Source organism: Desulfovibrio litoralis DSM 11393, assembly GCF_900143255.1.
Lineage (GTDB): Bacteria > Desulfobacterota > Desulfovibrionia > Desulfovibrionales > Desulfovibrionaceae > Frigididesulfovibrio_A > Frigididesulfovibrio_A litoralis.
The window spans coordinates 120,569-140,712 of sequence record NZ_FRDI01000005.1; the positions used below are offsets into that span (position 1 = coordinate 120,569).

The following is a 20,144-nucleotide window of genomic DNA, read 5'->3' on the forward strand; positions in this document are numbered from 1 at the left end:
ATCATACCAACATCAAACTAGCCAATATTATTCGTAAAAGCCTCGATAATACTATTTGAAACTAACATTCCGTTATTGGTTAAGATTAAATAGCCATTTTTAATGCGTAACAAGCGTTTTTTATGTAAGGCTTCAATAATATTTTTATATTCATTCATAAAGTTTTTTCCGCTTAAGGCATTATATTCTTTAATATTTAAACCTTTGGCTGTTCTTAAGCCAAGCATAATGAGTTCAACCAGTTGCGTTTGTTGATCAAGATGCTCTATTTGACTTGAAAATAGTCCATTTTTAACATTGTTAGACCACTCGGATAAATCACTCGGATTAGTCCAACGTTGTTGACTGATAGTAGATGTTGCTGACGGTCCTAGCCCTAAATAATCTTTAGCTTCCCAATAGCCCATATTGTGAAGACATTTAAAGCCCATGCGTGCAAAATTTGAAATTTCGTAATGAATATAACCTAATTCTTCTAAAAACGCTGCCCCTTGAACAAACATAAGAGATTGCGTTCGTTCGTTTGGCAAGTGTAACTTTTCCGCCGCTAGCTCGTGAGCAAATTTTGTATTCGGTTCAATACTTAAACCATAACAAGATAAATGCTCCGGCTTAAGCTTAACAACTTCTTTTAGAGTATTCATCCATGCAGTAGCACTTTGGCTCGGCAAACCCCAGATTAAATCAAGGTTAATATTATTAAAACCGGCCTGTCTGGCTACGTTAACGGTATTATACACATGCCTTACCGTGTGGCTACGCCCTAATTCATGTAAATTTGCATCGTCTAAACTCTGAACTCCCAAACTTAAGCGGTTTACTCCTAACTTTAATAAAGAATATAAATATCCAGTGTTTCCGCTCGACTCAGGGTTCGCTTCAATAGTGATTTCTATCCCTTTATTTAGTGTGAAATATTTATTTATACAATTTATAATAAGTGCAATTTTATCTTCTGATAAAAGGCTCGGAGTTCCACCGCCGAAAAAAATAGTTGTTAAAGTGTTATTGTTTAGTGTTGTTCCCCAATGTTTTATTTCAAGCAATAATGTTTCAAGCCATAAATCTACTAACTGTAATTGTTTATTGGGTGTTTCACTCGTATTATACCCTGAGAGCATTTGTAAATCTCCAACCGCAATTGAAGAAAAAGCACAATAATTACAGCGTGTTTTACAAAATGGGACATGAATATATAATAACATTACAAACAATATACCTTGATAATTTTTACATTAATATAATTAGCTTCTTATATTACAATTGGTTTAAAAAAGCACATAATTCTTTTGAATCATCAAAAATAAAATCTACCTGTTTCGCGACTTCTATATTTATTTTATGCACACCGGCATAAGCAATACTCATATCAGCCAATTGAAACATGGGAATATCGTTTGTGCTGTCGCCAATAGCGATTATTTTTTCCCATTCATTTTTTAACTTTGAAATCGCTTTGCCTTTATCCATAATATCTATTAATTCCAAGATATTATTTTTTAAACAAGTAATAGAAGAAAGACAAGGACACCCAAGTTTGACTATTATTGGTTTAAGCCAAACATCAATATTGCCTGTGATAACAATTGAATTTGTTTGATGGGTTCTGATAAATTCAACTATCTCTTGATCTAAAGGCAACTCTGAAAGTAATTCATGCACTCGTTTAAGCGGAATATGGCGTAAAATATTAAAGCGTTTGGTTAAAGAAACATCAAAAGGAATAAACCCCTCAAGTGTTTGCCTGGTTAATAAATCCATTTCTTCTGCTTGTTTTAACTCTTTGGCTAAATAAGGCAAGATTTCAGCTTTGGTAATAGTGCTATCTAAATCAAAGGCGTAAAGTGTTTTAGACATAACAGACTATTTTTACCAGGCCCAAGCTTTTAGATCAAGTTCAAGTTCCGGGGTAGGCTCTACCCAATAATTGGCATCAAAAGCCAACCTGCTCCAATAATCACCAAGTTTAATTTCTAAATGAAAAGGGACTCGTCCTTTATGTTTTTTTAATACGTTTTTTAGTTGTGCGATTCTTTCTGGGTTAAGTTTATCACTATTAGTTTCAAAATTTACTTCAAAAATCATGGGTTCAACACAAGATGCACACGCTTCGGCTAAGGGGCGAATTGATAAAGCCACAACCTTAATTGGAGTTAAAACATCTTCTTCGTCATCAAGACTACTATCTTCCATTTCACCAGTTCTAACTTCCATCAAAAGCGGTTTGTCCGAATTTATTAAATCTTTACTGCTTATATATAAATCAGAAAAAATAACGCATTCACCGGAAGCCGTTAAGTCTTCTATCTGACAAAACGCCATTTTATTGCCTTTTTTGGTAATAATTTCTTTTATTCCGGTGATTAAAACAGCTGTAGTAAATTTTTGTTGAGAACTAAATTCACGACTATCTTCAAGGGTGGATAAACCAAGACGGTCCATTTCTCTTGTATAAGGTTGTAGGGGGTGGCTTGAGAGAAAAAAGCCCAAAGCTTCTTTTTCAAAACCAAGCTTTTCTTCATCTGTCCACTCTTCCAACATCTCTTTTGACTGAGAAAAACCTAAACCCGATAAAATAGGCTGTTCTTCTTGTTTAAGCATTGAAAAAAGTGAGGCTTGATTATTATCTTTTTCTTTTTGTTTTTTTTGAGCTTTGGAAACAATAGTTTCAATATTTTCAAATAACGCCTTTCTGCTAACCTGAAAGCAATCAAATGCCCCGCTTTTAATCAGGTTTTCTAAAACTCTTTTGGTAACTTTGCGTAAGTTAACCCGCATACAAAAATCTAACATAGATGTAAATTCGCCACTTTTTCTGGCTTCAACAATATCTTTTATGGCTTCATCACCCACACTTTTAATTCCGCCAAGCCCAAAGATTATGTTGTTTTCATTAACGGAAAACTCTTTTAAGCTAGTGTTAACATTTGGAATATCAACCTCAATATTATAATCTTTACAAGCGGCAATATATTTTAAAAGCTTGTCTTGGTTGTTCATTTGAGAACTTAATAAAGCCGCCATAAACTCTGTTTTATAGTGAGTTTTTAAATATGCGGTATGATAAGAAATAACGGCGTATGCGGCACTATGAGATTTATTAAAACCATATTCCGCAAATTTTTCCATTAAATCAAAAATTTCATTGGCATTTTTTTCTTCAACATTATTTTTTATAGCCCCTTCAACAAAGCGAGTTCTTTCTGCCGCCATTGCCGCCGGGTCTTTTTTACCCATAGCTCTACGCAATAAATCAGCTCCACCAAGAGTGTAATTAGCTACAATTTGAGCTATTTGCATAACCTGTTCTTGGTAAACAATAACCCCATAGGTATCTTTTAAACACTGCTCTAAGCTTGCGTGAGGGTAAGAAACTTCAACTTCTCCGTGTTTACGCTTAATAAATTCATCAACCATACCTGAACCAAGAGGTCCCGGGCGATATAACGCAAGCATGGCGATAATGTCTTCAAAACAGTTTGGTTTTAACATGCGTAAATAGCTACGCATTCCTGAACTTTCAACCTGAAAAATTCCGTCAGTTTCACCGGAGGCATAAAGTTTATAAGTTTCTTCGTCGGTAAAAGGCATGGTATCAAGATTAGGAACATCTTTACCTTGAATGCGAATATTTTCCAAAACGTCATAAATCAAGGTCATTGTACTTAGACCAAGAAAGTCAAACTTCACAAGCCCGACTTTTTCAACCATTTTCATATCATATTGAGTAACAACCTCATCTCGTTTCCCTCTATATAACGGCAGGTACTCACTCATAGGTTTATCAGAGATTACAACCCCTGCTGCGTGTGTTGAGGCATGTCGTGATAAACCCTCAAGACGCATGGAAACATCAAGTAATTTTTTATTGTCAGGCTCAGTATCATAAATTGTTTTTAAATCAGGCGATTGCTCCAAGGCTTTTTTGATAGTGATTTTTAAATCGTTTGGAATAAGTTTGGCTAAACGGTTGGTTTCCGCAAAACTAAGCCCCATCGCCCTGCCGACATCTCTAACAACCGCCTTAGCTTTCATTGTTCCAAAAGTTGTAATTTGTGCTACGGAATCAGCACCATATTTTTTAGAAACATAATCAATAACTCTATGACGATTGCGTTCACAAAAATCAACGTCAATATCAGGCAAGCTGATACGTTCGATATTGAGAAATCTTTCAAACAATAAATTATAAGGTAGCGGGTCTAAGTTAGTAATTCTTAACGCAAAGGCAACTAAAGAGCCGGCCGCAGAACCACGCCCCGGACCAACGGGAATATCATTGTCTTTAGCCCAGTTAATAAAGTCTTGTACTATTAAAAAATAAGCAGGAAAGCCCATTTGACAAATAACATTCAGCTCTAATTCCAATCTGTCCCAATAAGTTTTGGCATCAACGTCCGGCATTGTTTCGAGTCGTTTTTCTAACCCTTTTTTGGCTAAAAGGCGAAACTCTTCTTCAATGCTTATACCCTCAGGCAAAGAATAAACAGGAAAATAGTTGGTTTTAAAGTCAAACTCAATCTCTTCACACATTTCCGTTGCGATACGCACGGTATTGTCTATAGCCTCAGGAATATAACTAAAATCTTTAGACATTTCTTCAGGGCTTTTATAATATAAATCCTTGGTATCAAAACGCATGCGTTTAGCATCATTGACTAACGACAACGTTTGTACACATAATAAAGTATCATGAGCTTCGTAATCATCAGCGTTAAGATAATGACAATCATTAGTGGCAACTAAAGGCAGTTTTGTTTCTTTAGATAATTCCAACAATCTTTCATTCAAAATATCTTGTTCTTTTATTCCGTTAGACTGTATTTCCAAAAAGAAACGATCCGGATATATCGAGCGATATTCTTCAACAAGTTTTAAAACATGTTCACGGTTATCAGATAAAACAGCTCGAGGAATTTCTCCGGCTAAACAGGCAGATAAAGCGACTATTCCTTTAGAATATTGAGCAAGTAATTTTTTATCGACTCTCGGGCGATAATGATAACCGTATAAAGCCCCATGGCTAACAAGCTTAACAAGGTTATGGTAACCCTCTTTATTTTGAGCGAGCAGGACGAGGTGGTGCCTTCTTCTAGCTTTAGCACTATCTTTATCGGTATGGTCATCACAGACATAAACTTCACAACCAATAATGGGTTTAATCCCTTGATTTTTAGCCGCCAAAAAAAATGGAAGTGCCGCATGCATATTGCCATGGTCCGTAACAGCAACAGCAGGCATATTAAAGCTTTTTGCCTTAGCACAAAGGTCTTTTAAACGAATTGCCCCGTCTAACAGGCTATATTCACTATGACAATGTAAATGCACGAAATCAGACATTATTAAACCTCGAAATTTCTACAATATATTAAAAAAGAGTTTATTCTCTCTTTATCAAGTCTAAAAAAAGTAAAGAGTAGAATAACTCGATTAAAAAATAGAGTAAACAAAATCTTTCAAAGTCTAATTATGTGCAAAAACAAAGCAGAAGAAAGATTAATTTTCAGGCTCTGTGAGATATAAATCAAGTAACCCTTCGGGGGGGCTAATTATAATCAAGTTATTATCCAAATCAAACTCTTTGATAAATTCACTAACCGCAGGGAATAAAACCTCTTTTTCATCATTGGTTATAATTTCCCAAAGTTCTTGTCCGCTTGATTGGTCAACACTTTCTAAAACCCCGAGAAAACGTCGCCCATTTTTATCTTCCACCTCTATATTTGCACCTAAAATAGCATGTAGATAAACTTCTCCGTCAGACAGCTCAGGCAATTTACTTTCAGGAATAAATAAATAAAAATTTTTTAAATCTTCTGCCTGATTGCGGGTTGTTATATCTTTTAGAACGATGAGTAATTTCCCATGATGTTGGCGTAAGGCGTTTAATTCTATTTTTTTTATATCAGGTGAAAAGGCTTGAACTTCCTGTATCTCTTCATTTTTTGATAAAAATAGATATCCTTTTAATAGGGAAGCCTCTTCCCCATAAAAGTCAACAACAAGCTCACCTTTTATACCATGGGCTTTAGTTATACGCCCTATACAAATTAATTTTTCTTTTTTATTCATAGTATTATAAAAAAAGGGTGGCTCAAAACCACCCTTTAAGTTACTCTAAAATTTCCAAAACAAAACGTTTTTTGATTTTATTAGAGGCAGCTCCTAGGATTGTACGCATAGCCCTAGACGTTCTACCCTGTTTGCCGATCACCTTGCCGATATCTTCTTTAGCAACTCTAAGTTCAAGAACAGTGATTTGTTCACCTTCAACCTCTTGAACAAAAACTTCTTCAGGTTTATCAACAAGAGACTTTGCAATATACTCTACTAATTCTTTCAACATAGCACACCTCAATTTCGTTGCGAATAGTACACAAAAGCATCACACCCTTTTTAAATATACACAATATTTTTTTTAAAAAGAGTAATAATACAGACCAGCACTAACTTCAAAAGAGATAGATTTGCGAACGAGAAAAGCTTAGCTATGGTTCTGTAATATGCCCAGTTAAATGCTATTTTAAATAGTCTTTCAACAAAGATTTTACAGTTTCAGACGGTTGAGCACCAATTTCCATCCACTTCTTCAGCTTGTCAGTATCAACTTTCACTTCAATAGGATTAGTCATAGGATTGTAGTATCCAAGCATTTCCAAAGGTTTGCCATCACGTCTAGTTCCGCTATTTGTTGCAACTATACGATAAAAAGCACGTTTTTTGTTCCCCAGACGAGTTAATCTAATTTTTACAGCCATTGTTTTCTCCACACTAGTCAGTGTATTTATTTAATCTAAAAATAAGCACGAAAAAAGTCAACGTTTTTTCTTTTTGCGTTGTTCTTTTCGCATTTGTTTTTTCTTTTTTAAAGCACTTTTTGACATTCCACCAGCGGAATCATCAGATCCAGCACCACCAAAACCACCAAGCCCGCCTAAGCCGCCCAATGAACCTAAACCACCTAGTCCTCCTAAACCGCCTAGTCCCGGCATTTTCGGAAAACCTGAAGGAAGTTGAGGCATTTTACCTTTATTTTTTGATGCGTTAGACCCTGATCCACCCATCATTTTTTTCATCATTTGACGCATTGTTTCAAATTGTTTCAATAGCTGATTAACATCTTGTAATGATGTTCCGCTACCTTTGGCAATACGTTGTTTTCGACTATTATTGATTATATCGGAATTGTTACGTTCCTTAATTGTCATAGAGCTTATTATCGCATCTATTTTCTTCATTTCTTTTTCAGGAACAGAAAGAGAACCTAATTTTTGACGCAAACCCGACATACCCGGAATAAGCTTAAGTATACCCTCTAAAGATCCCATGCTTTTTAAGCGTTGCATCTGAACACGAAAATCTTCAAGCGTAAACTGAGCTTTTTGCATTTTTTTTGCAAGAGCCTCAGCTTCTTCTGCTTCTATTGTATCTTGTGCTTTTTCAATAAGCGTGAGCATATCGCCCATGCCCAAAATACGTCCGGCTATACGATCAGGGTGAAAAAGTTCAATATCTGTAAGTTTTTCACCAACACCGACAAATTTAACATTTTTCCCGGTAACCGATTTAATAGATAAAGCGGCTCCGCCTCTGGCATCGCCGTCCATCTTGGTTAAAACGACACCGCTTATATCAAGAGCTTGATTAAAAGCATCAGCAACGGTAACAGCATCTTGACCCGTCATTGCATCAGCAACAAACAATATTTCGCAAGGTTTTACTTTGGCTTTAATATTAACAAGTTCTTGCATCAATACAGCATCAACGTGTAAACGCCCGGCCGTATCAAGTAAGACTAAATCACAACCAAGTTTTTTAGCCTCTTCTACTGCTAACCCTGCAATATCAACAGGATTCATATCAACAGTAGATGCAAAAACAGGCATATCAAGCTGTTTCGCCAGTGTTGTTAATTGCTCAATCGCCGCAGGACGATAAACGTCAGCAGGCACAAGATAAGGTTTATGACCTCTGGAACGTAAAAGACCGGATAACTTGGCAAGAGAGGTGGTTTTACCCGAACCTTGAAGACCAACAACCATTACAACATAAGGTTTTTCGCCTCTTAGTTTAAGGTCGTTACTTTCTCCGCCCAAAAGAGCAACTAGTTCTTCATGTACTACTTTAACTACATGTTGAGCCGGATTAAGGTTTTTTAAAACCTCTTGCCCTAACGCCCTTTCTTTTACTGTTTCAACAAAATCTTTTACAACTTTAAAGTTTACGTCAGCTTCAAGCAGTGCAAGACGCACCTCCCTCAGACCTTCTTGGATATTATTTTCATCCAATCGAGACTGCCCGCTTAAATTGCGGAAAATGGAGTTTAACCTATCTGATAAACTATCAAACATATTCCTTGCCTTTATACTTAAAAACTATCATAAAAAATGTTGTTTAAATTTAGTATTTAATTTATTAAATTAAAAAACCAAGAGATTGTCATTACTATACTTATTCTTTTTCGTCAAGACAAAGCCCATATTTAGTTTTTTGTTTTATTTTGACTAAATAACATAATGGTTTTATTATTTTTTTATAAAAATATTTTTCTTTTAAGCCATATTTTTTATTAATTTCTTAACAATTTATATCTGACATAAATTATGAATCATAACAATATACCCCAACAAATCACTCAAACGAAAGATTTTAACTCTCACTTAAACGAGGCTCAACTTCAAGCCGTTGAATCAATCAACGGAGCGACCTTGGTCATAGCAGGAGCAGGTAGCGGAAAAACAAGAACCATTGTTTATCGCCTTGCTCATCTATTAAACAGTGGCGTCTCACCGTCAAATATACTGCTTTTAACCTTTACTCGAAAAGCCTCACATGAAATGTTACAAAGAGCAACAAAGCTGTTAAATGAAACAACAAGTAATATTATATACCCTGAAAACGATTTAAGTGCAAGTGAAAACAACAACTACTACTATCATAAAGAAAATAGCCCCCACACATCGTTGATAAATCTTCAAGGCGGAACCTTTCACTCTTTTGCTTTTTCTGTTTTACGCCAATATTATCCTTCGGGTTATGCAACTCCACCCAATATTTTGGACAGTAGCGACAGCAGCGGAATTATTCACGATTGTAAAGATAATTTGAAAATTGCCAAAGGTGAAAAGAGTTTTCCAAAAAGTCAAACGGTTTTGAGTCTTTTTAGTAAAGCAAGAAATAAAGAATTAAGTCTTGATGAAGTTATTAAAAGAGAGCTTTATCATTTACTCCCCTATTCCGACGACTTAGAGCAATTATATCAAGCCTATAAAAGTTTTAAACGCCAACACGCAGTAATGGATTATGATGATCTACTTTTTGAGCTTGAAAGATTGTTTACGGAACGTCCTGATTTATTGACATCTTATCAAAATAGGTTTCAATATATTATGGTTGACGAATATCAAGATACAAATCTTGTACAGTGTAGACTTGTACGCCTTTTAGCCGGAGAAAAAGGCAATATCATGGCGGTTGGCGATGATGCACAATCAATTTATGCTTTCCGAGGTGCGAATGTAAAAAATATATTGGCATTTACAGAACATTTTCCGCAAGCAAAAATTATTAAGTTAGAAGAAAACTATCGCTCTACCCAGTCTATTTTAAATCTATGCAACTCTGTTTTGGATCATGCGGTCGAAAGCTATAAAAAACATCTCTTTACCAAAAGAGAAAACAAACAAAAACCACAAGTTATCAGGCCTTTTTCCGATTTAACCCAAGCCAAATTGGTTGCATCTCGCATAGTTGAACTTATGGGGCGTTATGAACCTAACGAAATTGCCGTTTTGTTTCGTTCGGGTTATCATTCTTATCACCTTGAACTTGAACTCAACAAACGAGGTGTTCGCTTCCGCAAATATGGCGGAATTCGCTATATAGAAGCACAACATATAAAAGATGTTATGAGTTATGCTCGCCTGCTCGTTAACCCACTTGATTTTAACGCTTTTCAAAGAGTTACAAGTTTAAGTAAAGGTATAGGTCCTAAAACTTGTTTAAAGCTTTACAATGCAATGCAAAACCATGATGACCAAGAAGTAAGTAAAATTTGCAAAAAAGCTCCTACTCTCGCCGCTGATTTAAAAATCATAGAAAAATTACGCATTTCAAATCCGAGTCCGTCTTATATCATAGACGAACTAACGGAACATTATAAACCATATTTGACAAGCAACTTTCCAGATGACCACCCCAGACGTTTACAAGGGCTTGAAGAACTCGGACACATCGCCGCAACATATACGGAACTTGATTTATTTATCGCTGACCTTTGTTTAGAAGACCCGTTTAACTCAAATCAACAAGAAGACACGGAAAAGATTACTCTTTCTACTATACATTCGGCAAAAGGTTTAGAGTGGTCGGCTGTCTTAATTATTGACTTGGCGGAAGACCGTTTTCCCTCTAAAAAATCTTTGTTAAAAATAGAAGATTTTGAAGAAGAAAGAAGGTTAATGTATGTTGCCTGTACCAGAGCAAAAGACGAGTTATATTTATTTTCTCCTCTTTCACTTTATGATAGGGCAACAGGCGGAACCAATCAAGTTCAGCCAAGTCCGTTTATTAAAGAATTAAAAACAGAACTTTATGAAGAATGGCAAGAAAATTATATTGGCGGGCTTACTCAAAAAAGTGCTGGAGTCAACCAAACACAAACATATAAGCCGGAAAGACTTTCGCAAACGAAATGGAATTCCGAATATGATATTGACCCGACAATCACAATAACTCCGGCAAATAATCCCCCGATACCCTCAACAGTTGAACAAAATACAAACACAACTCAAGCCAAAGACCCTCGCAGTTTAGGGCTTTGCACACACCGTATTTTTGGACGTGGAAAAATAATAGAAGAGCTTCCGCCTGATAAATATAAAGTCAATTTTCCCGGAATAGGTGTAAAGGTAATTTTGTCTGATTACTTAAAAATTGACGATTAATTTTATAGAATATAAGTTGTTAAAATGTATATAAAATCAGAAAAAGAAGTTTTAAGGTTGATTGATAAATATTTTATTAATCAAAACGACCATCTTGTTTTAGGGCGTGGCGACGATTGTGCCGAGTTAAAAATTAAAACGCCATATCTGGCTTTATCAACTGATTTATTTTTAGAAGATATTCATTTTAGAAGAATTTATTTTACACCGGAAGAAATTGGACATAAAGCCTTGGCGATCAACCTAAGCGACTTAGCCGCAAGTGGTGCAACTCCGCTCGGTTTTGCCCTAAACCTCAGCTTGCCTAAAAAAATAAAAACTCTTGATATTGAACAAATATTTCAAGGAATAAGCAATTTAGCTAACCAATATAAACTTCCGCTTTGTGGCGGAGATTTGTCTTTAGACAAAAAACTGGGTTTTGGTATTGCGATTTGGGGAGAAACAAAACAAACAAAGGAACAACACCCGAATAAACCATATTTTTTAAGGCGTAGCCAAGCGAAAGAAGGTGATATTATCTTTGTTACCGGATCTTTTGGTTTAGCGAGATTAGCTCTTTGTAAGTTGGAATATGAATTAAAAAAACAAAAAAAACTTAAAAAAGATGAACTCAATCAATATTTTTTTGATTTGCGTAAACAATTAAAAGAACAAATTCCAAAAGCCATGCAGGCTCATTTAACCCCCACGCCTCAACTTAAAGAGTCTTGTATATTAACCGAGTTTAACTTCCAACACCCAAATTGTCGCTTAGGTTTAATGGATCTTTCCGACGGAATATTATCCGATTTACCAAGGTTGTTAAACAGTAAAGAAAAAGAACTTGGAGCCGAGCTTAACATAAATGAGACCACTTTAGACAAAGAGCTTGATTTATGGGAAGATGGCGGGTTTATTCCAATTAAACAACAAACAAAAAACCATAAATTACTTCAAAGTGTTTATGGCGGAGAAGACTATGTTTTATTCGGAACCTGCGACGAACCCCACTGGGACAAACTAAAGCTCTGCCTACCTCAAATACAAGAACTGGGAAGAGTTACAACACACAACGAAATAATCTTGAATAAACAAAAATTACACCTTAAAGGCTTTGACCATTTTCAATAAAAATAGTATATAAAGATTATTGTATAATAGCCTCTAAGTGGCTTTCGCCAGAAAGACACTCCAAAAACCACGAATAAGGACACTAGGCTGGCTTTGCCTGCCATGGACTTGGGGGTTTCGGGTGTATTCCCCGAAACAAGGGGAAATTTTAATATTCCTGCAAAATGAGTGGTTTTTGTATCTTAAAACGTTTTATGTGTATACAGAGCATAAAACGATGACAAAAGCACGCAAAACGGAGTTTTGCAATGGTCTTATATAGATATTTATATATACATCGTGGGAGCTGAACTATGGACTACTCACTCAAAAGCATTGGTGAAATTATTGTTGCGAAATCGGACGAACAAAGTATCTTCGAAAAAGAAGATAAAGATATTGCAATTGTTATAATTTATCCTGATTATGTTTATGGTTTGATGTCATTAGAAGTGGAACAGGAAATAACTATACTTTCTTGGCTACATAAAGCCAAACGAGATGTTTTACAGGTATACCCCCACAACAATAAAGAACAACAAAAACGTGGGGTTTTTAATACCAGAAGTCCAATTCGCCCTAACCCCATAGGTTTACACGATGTTATCATAAAAAAAATAAAGGCATTGGATAACGGTTATTATGAATTAAAAGTGATTCCTGTCGAAGGAAAGACCTTAGACTGCTTGGACGAAACACCAATCATAGATATAAAAACCAATGCGGAACAAAGAAAAAAACTTATACAAAACAAGCAAGATGGACTTATACCCACCAAAGAAACGGAAGAGTTAAAACTTTATTGTCGCTACGCATGGGAAAGAAAACTTTTAAGCGGTTTTAACGGTAATATGAGCATAAAAACAACGGACTCAACTTGCCTGATTACTGCCTCTGGCTCTGTAAAAAAAGAGCTTGATAAATCAAAACTGGCTTTAGTCAATATAAAAAACGCTGAATTGCTAACAGGGGCAACCCCTTCATCTGAAACTAAAATGCACCTTGAAATTTATAAAACCCAAGCGGAAGCTTTTGCGATTGTGCATGTACACCCGCCGAAAATGCTTGCACTTATGAACAAAGTCGGGGCTGATAATTTTATTAAGCTTGACCTTTTTGAAGCTGATACTTTTAAGAAAAAATTGGGAATATGTTCTGCGTTTCCTGCCGGTTCTCAAAAATTAGCGTCTGAAGTTGCTAAACTTTCTTTAACTTACCAAGCGATTTTTATGCAAAAACATGGGCTTTGTACTTGGGGAAAAACTTTAAGTGAAGCTTTAGCGTTGGCGGAAGAACTTGAAATATTAGCAGAAATTCAACTAAATTCTATTTAGAGAATAATTTACAAAATAAAAAAGAGTAAGCGAAAAAACTTACTCTTAATCATTTTAACAAGATCACAAGTTAATTATTATTTTCAACCTGTTAGTTATTCATCATCGTCATTGTTTTTTGATTCCGGAATTTGTCGCCCTTCTGCTCTTAATTTTTCTAAAAAAGCATCTCTGCAATCATAGCTGCAAAATCTGTGTATTGTGTTGCCGTCTTTAACTTTTATGCTACTTTCAGACACAGAAACATATGCTCCGCAAATCGGGTCTTTTGCCATTTTCCCTTGTGCATACATTTTTTCGTTAACATTCTCTTTATTTTCACCCTTTTTCTTTTTATCCAAAACAAACATCTTGTATAAAAGAAAACCAAGCAGTCCAAAGATAAGAAACTTCCACAACATGCTTTTTCTCCTAATAATTAATAATTACGACTGAAGTATTTTGTCATTTTCCAGTCGATATGGCAAGGATTTTAATAAAGTATTTAAACTTAAAGAATTTGGCAAGCAAAGGTCGGGGTTAATTTCTAATAAAGGAACTAAAACAAAGGCTCGTTCATGCAACCTTGGGTGGGGCAAAACAAGCTCTTTTGTATTGCATTGTTCCTGATCAAAAAATAATAAATCAAGGTCAATAGTTCTTGGACCTTTAGGTTTTACACCTTCTCTTTTTCTGCCAAGACTTTTTTCTATATCTAACAAAGACTCTAAAAGCCCCTCGGGGGTAACAGCATGATGACAAGAAAGACAAAGAACTTGGTTATAAAACCAAGGTTGTTCTTTTATCTCTTGAGGTTCTGTCTTATAAACTCGAGATAAAGAGCTTATGCTTATTCCTGGTAAAGCGGAAAGAGCCTCTCGAGCTGATTTTAAATGTTTCCGAGAATCGCCAATATTTGATCCAAGCGAAATATAAGCCAGATGTTTTTTTAAATGTTCAAGTTGTATGTTTTTTAAGCTCATTAATAAACTCCTTAGTGTCTTACCGAGCTGAATACAAATATTTGCTAATATTGTTCAGATGTAATAATAGAATATAAACGCATTAAATAAAGTTGCACTGATTTTAAAATATGTGTCGGTAAAACTTTAGTATATTAAAATAGCTATTCATTTTTTACAACCAATAAATATTCCGAATCTATGACAATACAAAAAAAAGAAATCTTAAAGCTCCACCCTTTGATTGACGGTTTTTTAGAAAAATTACTGGTGGAAAAGGGTTTGTCTGAAAACACTTTAAGTTCATATTCTTATGATTTAAGTGATTTTTCTGTTTTTTTAAAAGAAAAAGATATTCAACTTGAAGATGTTGATCAAGAAATATTATATCTTTATATCGTTTATATTAGACGAAGAGGCTTATCGGGGCGTAGCCTAGCTCGCCATTTAGCGGCGTTAAGAGGGCTTTTTTCTTTTGCCCTCGAAGAAGGAGTCTTTAACCACGACCCCTCGCAGTTTTTAGAAAACCCCAAACTACCACGCACAATTCCTGATGTTTTAACGAAAGAAGAGATGACCTCTTTATTTAACAGCCTAGATTTAAACGATAAGTTTGGATACAGAGATCGAACTATTTTAGAATTACTTTATGCGGCCGGCTTAAGAGTTTCTGAATTATGTTCTTTAAGCCCGTTAAATTTTGATGCACAAACAGGCTTGTTAAAAATCTTTGGAAAAGGCTCTAAAGAACGCTATACACCAATTCACAACACCGCCGCCACTTTCTTAAACAATTACATTCAAAACTGGCGTCCTTTGTTTTTGCCAAAGTGTAAAAACATTTTTCTTAATCGTAACGGAGCCTCCTTATCACGAGTAGCTGTTTGGAAAATGGTACAAAAAAGAGCTTTGGAGGCCGGAATAAAAAAAGATATTTCTCCCCATACTTTTCGCCATTCTTTTGCAACTCATCTTTTAGATGGCGGTGCTGATTTAAGAAGCGTTCAAATGTTGTTGGGACATTCTGATGTTAGTGCAACTGAAATTTATACCCATGTACAGACCGAACGTTTAACAGAAATTCACAAAATGCATCATCCAAGAAGCAAACCTGAATAAGAGCTTGATTTTAATAATTAAATAAGTTCTAGTCTTTTTTATGATTATATAATATAATACTAGGTTCTACGTAACATAATCAACCTAAAATTTACAGATAAATAAAAACAACATATAAAGTAATATCATCATGACAAAAATTCAGCCCCTTTCTTTTGAAAAACTTACAGCAAAATTCCCACAGGAAAAAATTCCTTTTGACAACAGCCAAAAAATTCCCGTTCCCAGACTTTGGCGTTCTCCTCACAAAAGAGCTATTCAAGCTCTGGAACTTGCATTAAATATAGAACATAGCGGATATAATATTTATCTTTCAGGCGAAGCCGATTATGGCAGGTTTTATCTTGTGAATGAGTTTTTAAAACCAAAAGCCAAAAAATATCCAACTCCGCCTGACTTATTATATCTGCATAATTTTGTTGATACCGACAAACCTCTTTTAATCAGCTTAACTCATGGAACTGGCAAAAAATTTCAAGCAACTTTAAAAGAAATATTACTCAATATCAGAAAAGAGGTTGTTGCCGAATTTGAAAAAGATAGTTTTGAAAAACAACGCAACACAATTTATGATAGCTTTCAATCTAAAAGAGACAAGCTTATCAATCAAATGAATACCACCGCAGAAAAACATGGTTTTCACCTTGACCTTGATGATCAAGGCGGAATTACTTTGTATCCTCTTTTTGAAGGAAAAAGATTAAACCCTCAAGACTTTGATACTCTTGATGTAAATTTAAGAAAAGAAATACGCTCAAGAGGGGCAAAATTGACCAAGTCGTTTAGCCCTCAACTTAGAGATTTATCAAAATTAGAACAACACTTTGTTGAAAGTGAAAAAAAGTTGGAAAAAGAATTGGCTCAAGTTATCTTGAAAAAGAAATTTGAAGTGCTTACAAAAAAAATTCAGCCTACTGCCGTATCAGACTCAAGTAAAAAGAATTTAGAAAGCTATATTGAGATGTTACAAAAAGATATTTTGGAAAACTTAGAAGCCTTTTTGTTAAAAGAGTTGCCCATTCAAGCAAGCTTTCAACAAGGAGTTTCTCAAGCCCCAAGCCACCTTCCCAATCAAGAACAACTTGAACAAATAGATCATCGCTATGAGGCTAATTTAATTGTAGATAACTCAAAGTTACAAGGTGCTCCTATTATCCACGACGATCACCCAACGCTTTCCAATTTGCTTGGCTGTATTGAACGTGAAAGTGAAATGGGGGCATTAATTACAGACTTTAGCTTAATTAAAGCCGGATCTCTCCACCGTGCCAACGGCGGTTTTTTAGTTATACATCTTAATGACCTTATTCCCAATCCGCTTGCGTTTGAAGGTTTATTAAGAGCTTTGCGTTCAGGCTTTGCCCATATAGAAGATGCGGGTGATGCTCAAGAAGTAACTAAAACCAAGGGGCTTGAACCTGAACCATTAAAGCTGTCTTTAAAAGTAATTCTTATAGGAACCGAAGATTTATATGAACACCTTTTGGAACATGACGATCGTTTTAGTAAATTGTTTAAAATCAAAGCCCATTTAAACCCTGATACCGAATGCAACGCAGACGGCGTAAAAATGTATTTAACCTCTGTCAGAAAAATTATAGATGAAAACAAATTATTACATTTTGACAAAACAGCCTTAGCGGCTTTAATTGATTTTGGCTCTAAACTTAGAGAAGATCGCAAAAAACTTTCGTTAAAATTTCCATTGTTAAGAGAAGTAATGATTGAAGCGTCTACTTTAGCAAAAATAAACAAAAAAGATATTGTAAGCTATGAATATATAGAACAAGCCGGCAAAGATCATAAATATCGCAACAATCTTTATGAAGAATTGTACCTCGAAGATTATGAAAGAAAAGTGATTAAAGTCCATACTAGCGGTGAAGCGGTCGGGCGGGTTAACGGATTGTCGGTTACCGCTTTTGGCGATTTTGAGTTTGGTCTTCCACATCAAATTGCCTGTACTATCGGCGTTGGACATGACGGCATTATTGATCTTGAAAGAGAAGCAGCTCTTAGCGGACCTATTCATACAAAAGCCATGCTCATTATAAAAACTTATCTTTTAGCTCTTTTTGCACGGAAAAAACCTATAATTCTTACGGGAAGTATTTGCTTTGAACAAAGCTATGCCGGAATTGAAGGAGACTCAGCCTCAGGTGCCGAGCTTGTTGCCTTGCTTTCCGCTCTTTCCGATGTACCCGTAAACTTGTCTTTGGCTTTTACGGGGGCGGTTAATCAATCGGGTCAAATAATGGCGGTTGGTGGAGTAAACCCTAAAATAGAAGGTTTTTTCGAGCTCTGTCGCAGACGCGGACTCACAGGAAGCCAAGGTGTAATTATTCCTTATGACAACCTTGATCAAGTTATGCTTGATAACGGAGTTTTAGACGCTATTAAAAACCAACAGTTTTTTATCTACCCCGTAAAACACATAGATGAGGCGATAGAACTATTGACCGGTTTACCTGCCGGAAAAATGCGTAAAGATGGAACTTTTAGCTTAAATTCTCTATATCGCTTAGTAGACCATCGTTTAAGCGAATTAGCCAAACTAGCCATTAAATATCAAACAGTTAGAAATAAATAACTTAAAAAATATAATCAAAAAACACGCTTTAACCTTAATGGAAAAGCGTGTTTTTTGATATAAAATGAAACAATAAAAACATAAAGTGTTACTTTAACTATCAAGGATCAACCTCTCTATTTTGTGTTGATCCTTAAGGTGTTTTTTTGGATATTATCACATAACACATGATAAAACTTCCCTTTTTTACCTATTTTCGTTGTTAATTTATCCAAAGCTGAACTAAAATGAACATGAGCTTCTTGGTGGCGTCCTGAAAGCGTATACATAATGCCAATATTATTCCTGAGTTTTGCTTCTAACACGTTAGAACCAATTGCAATACCTTGATTTAAAGCCTGAGTCAGCAAAAACTCTGCATTATTCCAATCTTTTTCCGCACAAGCTCTCATTCCTTGTTTATTTAATTCGCTTAATTGTCGCATAGCACACATGATTTTATCCTTTATCTCTTTTTATAATCTTTTATTAATGATTGAAAACATGCCTGTAAGTGGTTTAGCCCCGTAAGTTTTTGATAAACCACACCAACACCTATTGTTTTTGCTTTTTGAGAAACTTCTTGTTTCGCTACATGAGAGATAACTTTGGTAAGAATAATAACAGCATCAGGTTTACCTATTCTACTCCCTACGTTTCTTTCATGTCCTGTAAAAACCTTAAGATTAATACCTATTTTTTGTGCATTTTTTATATAATTACTTTTTTGGTTTTCTATTCCTCCAATTAAGACTATAGACATGACTCCTCCTTTATCATTTGCTATTACAAGATGTTATTGGCAATAATTAACTCATTTGCCTTATTAGATGAAAGTACAAACGCTATGTTTTGTCTTTTAACCATTATGATAATGAAAGTCAATATCTTTTTTATTGAGACAGCACAAAAAAATAACAGACACACAATTTAATTAGGTAAAATCTTGATATTACTAGATAAATAATATATTTTAGTGTCTTTAATTACTTTTGTTTAAAGCTAAGATACGCAATTGTTGTAACATTTCGCCTGATTTTTTACCTTGATTTTGATATTGGTCCGGCAATTTAACAGCCAATATTTCATGCAAATCTCTTTGTATTTCTTCGCTTAAATCAAGCCCGGAATCCGCATGAAGTAAGTACAAAAAAGGTCTCAGCAAGTTATGATAATGAAGCTCTGTTAAAAGCTTAACTTTTGTTCCCGACCTTAATTGAGAATAAAGTGCGGCTTTAGTATGTAGTTTTACTGCGATTTCACCGGCCTTAATAAATTTAGTCGGCATTTTTAAACGAGTTCCAAGTGCGATGGCTAAGTTTATACCTCGTAATTCATGTCCAAAATGGCGAGGCAAAAGCTCTTTATCTGTTGTTGTTTTTCCAAGGTCATGACATAACCCCATCCAAACCGCCAAAGTTTTTACTTCAAACTTTTCTTCAATAGTTTTAAACAATAACATATTGTTTTCTATATCTTTTGAAATACTATCCATTACTGTGGCTGTATGTTCCAGCACAGAAGAATTATGATATTTCACCGGACCTGCCGGTATATCGTCTGCCCCTTCAAGCTCTTTAAACCAAGGAGTAAGAACTTGTCCTTTCAACATACCTCTTAAAAAATTTCCGGGTTTTTTACTGTTTAACGCCTTAATGGTTTCGTTGCAAAGTTGTTCCGCAGCAATATATTCCAACGAACCGCAAAATCTTTCTTGTGCCATTAAAAGACAAGCTGTTTTTGACAAAGAAAAATCAGGAAATGTGGCGTGAAATCTTGCTGCTCTATAAACCCTAACTGGGTCTTGTTTAAAAGAAAGCTCTGAACAAGGGGCTAATATTTTATTTTTTAAATCATTTAACGCCTGTGGGTGGGCATAAATACGCCCTTCTCCGTCTAATGCCAAAGCGTTGATTGTTAAATCTCTTTCTAAAAGATCAACATAAATATCGTTCCCTCGAAGGCGGCTATATTCTATTCCGTTCTCTATACAAATCTCATAGCTTTTTCCCACCTTGCGAGAATTTTCTTTTAACATTATATATTCAAAAGCTTCCTGATCAAGGCTATAATCATACTCCCTCGGCTTTTTACCAAGAAGCAAATCACGCACGGCACCACCGACTAAATAATATTTCATACA

At 35.2% G+C, this 20,144-nt stretch carries 17 protein-coding genes; 5 read left to right on the forward strand and 12 right to left on the reverse strand.

What is annotated here, in order from left to right; all coding sequences use genetic code 11:
• Window positions 1-17: 17 nt before the first annotated feature.
• The 7 genes from hemW to ffh all read right to left on the reverse strand — a co-directional run bounded on the left by hemW (window position 18) and on the right by ffh (window position 8,351).
• A complete protein-coding gene (hemW, locus tag BT999_RS06985) occupies window positions 18-1,205 on the reverse strand; it encodes a radical SAM family heme chaperone HemW (RefSeq protein WP_072697063.1) in 1,188 nt (395 codons plus the stop codon).
• A gap of 52 nt (window positions 1,206-1,257) precedes the next feature.
• Window positions 1,258-1,857 carry an HAD-IB family phosphatase gene (locus BT999_RS06990; RefSeq protein WP_072697064.1) on the reverse strand — a complete coding sequence of 200 codons (600 nt, stop codon included), beginning with the start codon at window positions 1,855-1,857 and terminating at the stop codon, window positions 1,258-1,260.
• 12 nt (window positions 1,858-1,869) lie between these two features.
• Entirely contained in the window at window positions 1,870-5,340 is a 3,471-nt protein-coding gene (gene dnaE, locus BT999_RS06995) for a DNA polymerase III subunit alpha (protein ID WP_072697065.1), read from the reverse strand.
• A gap of 156 nt (window positions 5,341-5,496) precedes the next feature.
• Window positions 5,497-6,072, reverse strand: a complete 576-nt coding sequence (rimM, locus tag BT999_RS07000; RefSeq protein WP_072697066.1) for a ribosome maturation factor RimM — start codon at window positions 6,070-6,072, stop codon at window positions 5,497-5,499.
• Window positions 6,073-6,112: 40 nt separating this feature from the next.
• The gene (locus tag BT999_RS07005; RefSeq protein ID WP_072697067.1) at window positions 6,113-6,346 is read right to left on the reverse strand and encodes a KH domain-containing protein; all 234 of its coding nucleotides are present in this window, start codon (window positions 6,344-6,346) and stop codon (window positions 6,113-6,115) included.
• Window positions 6,347-6,518: 172 nt separating this feature from the next.
• Window positions 6,519-6,758, reverse strand: a complete 240-nt coding sequence (gene rpsP, locus BT999_RS07010) for a 30S ribosomal protein S16 (protein WP_072697068.1) — start codon at window positions 6,756-6,758, stop codon at window positions 6,519-6,521.
• Window positions 6,759-6,815: 57 nt separating this feature from the next.
• Window positions 6,816-8,351: a signal recognition particle protein gene (ffh, locus tag BT999_RS07015; RefSeq protein ID WP_072697069.1), complete on the reverse strand. Its 1,536-nt coding sequence runs from the start codon at window positions 8,349-8,351 to the stop codon at window positions 6,816-6,818.
• 252 nt (window positions 8,352-8,603) lie between these two features.
• Between ffh and BT999_RS07020 the strand changes: the two genes are divergently transcribed.
• The 3 genes from BT999_RS07020 to BT999_RS07030 all read left to right on the forward strand — a co-directional run bounded on the left by BT999_RS07020 (window position 8,604) and on the right by BT999_RS07030 (window position 13,372).
• Window positions 8,604-10,946, forward strand: coding sequence for an ATP-dependent helicase (locus BT999_RS07020; protein ID WP_072697070.1), 2,343 nt, complete (start codon window positions 8,604-8,606; stop codon window positions 10,944-10,946).
• A gap of 24 nt (window positions 10,947-10,970) precedes the next feature.
• Window positions 10,971-12,059 (forward strand): thiamine-phosphate kinase, encoded by a 1,089-nt coding sequence (gene thiL / locus BT999_RS07025; RefSeq protein ID WP_072697071.1) that lies wholly within the window; start codon window positions 10,971-10,973, stop codon window positions 12,057-12,059.
• A 293-nt stretch (window positions 12,060-12,352) separates the two neighbouring features.
• A complete protein-coding gene (locus BT999_RS07030; protein WP_072697072.1) occupies window positions 12,353-13,372 on the forward strand; it encodes a TrmO family methyltransferase domain-containing protein in 1,020 nt (339 codons plus the stop codon).
• 95 nt (window positions 13,373-13,467) lie between these two features.
• On the opposite strand, the gene BT999_RS07035 is transcribed toward BT999_RS07030, so the two are convergent.
• Both BT999_RS07035 and folK read right to left on the reverse strand, forming a co-directional pair.
• Window positions 13,468-13,773, reverse strand: coding sequence for a transcriptional regulator (locus BT999_RS07035; protein WP_342741868.1), 306 nt, complete (start codon window positions 13,771-13,773; stop codon window positions 13,468-13,470).
• Window positions 13,774-13,797: 24 nt separating this feature from the next.
• Window positions 13,798-14,334: a 2-amino-4-hydroxy-6-hydroxymethyldihydropteridine diphosphokinase gene (gene folK / locus BT999_RS07040; protein WP_072697073.1), complete on the reverse strand. Its 537-nt coding sequence runs from the start codon at window positions 14,332-14,334 to the stop codon at window positions 13,798-13,800.
• Window positions 14,335-14,514: 180 nt separating this feature from the next.
• On the opposite strand from folK, the gene xerD reads away from it, so the two are divergent.
• Entirely contained in the window at window positions 14,515-15,432 is a 918-nt protein-coding gene (gene xerD / locus BT999_RS07045; protein ID WP_072697074.1) for a site-specific tyrosine recombinase XerD, read from the forward strand.
• A gap of 130 nt (window positions 15,433-15,562) precedes the next feature.
• On the forward strand, window positions 15,563-18,022 hold the full coding sequence (locus tag BT999_RS07050; RefSeq protein WP_072697075.1) for a Lon protease family protein: 2,460 nt from the start codon (window positions 15,563-15,565) through the stop codon (window positions 18,020-18,022).
• Window positions 18,023-18,138: 116 nt separating this feature from the next.
• On the opposite strand, the gene BT999_RS07055 is transcribed toward BT999_RS07050, so the two are convergent.
• From BT999_RS07055 to BT999_RS07065, 3 genes are all read right to left on the reverse strand, one after another.
• Window positions 18,139-18,456, reverse strand: a complete 318-nt coding sequence (locus BT999_RS07055) for a tetratricopeptide repeat protein (RefSeq protein ID WP_072697076.1) — start codon at window positions 18,454-18,456, stop codon at window positions 18,139-18,141.
• Between the two features lie 11 nt (window positions 18,457-18,467).
• Window positions 18,468-18,764 carry a DUF2325 domain-containing protein gene (locus BT999_RS07060; RefSeq protein ID WP_072697077.1) on the reverse strand — a complete coding sequence of 99 codons (297 nt, stop codon included), beginning with the start codon at window positions 18,762-18,764 and terminating at the stop codon, window positions 18,468-18,470.
• A gap of 219 nt (window positions 18,765-18,983) precedes the next feature.
• The gene (locus BT999_RS07065; protein WP_072697078.1) at window positions 18,984-20,141 is read right to left on the reverse strand and encodes a hypothetical protein; all 1,158 of its coding nucleotides are present in this window, start codon (window positions 20,139-20,141) and stop codon (window positions 18,984-18,986) included.
• Window positions 20,142-20,144: the final 3 nt, after the last annotated feature.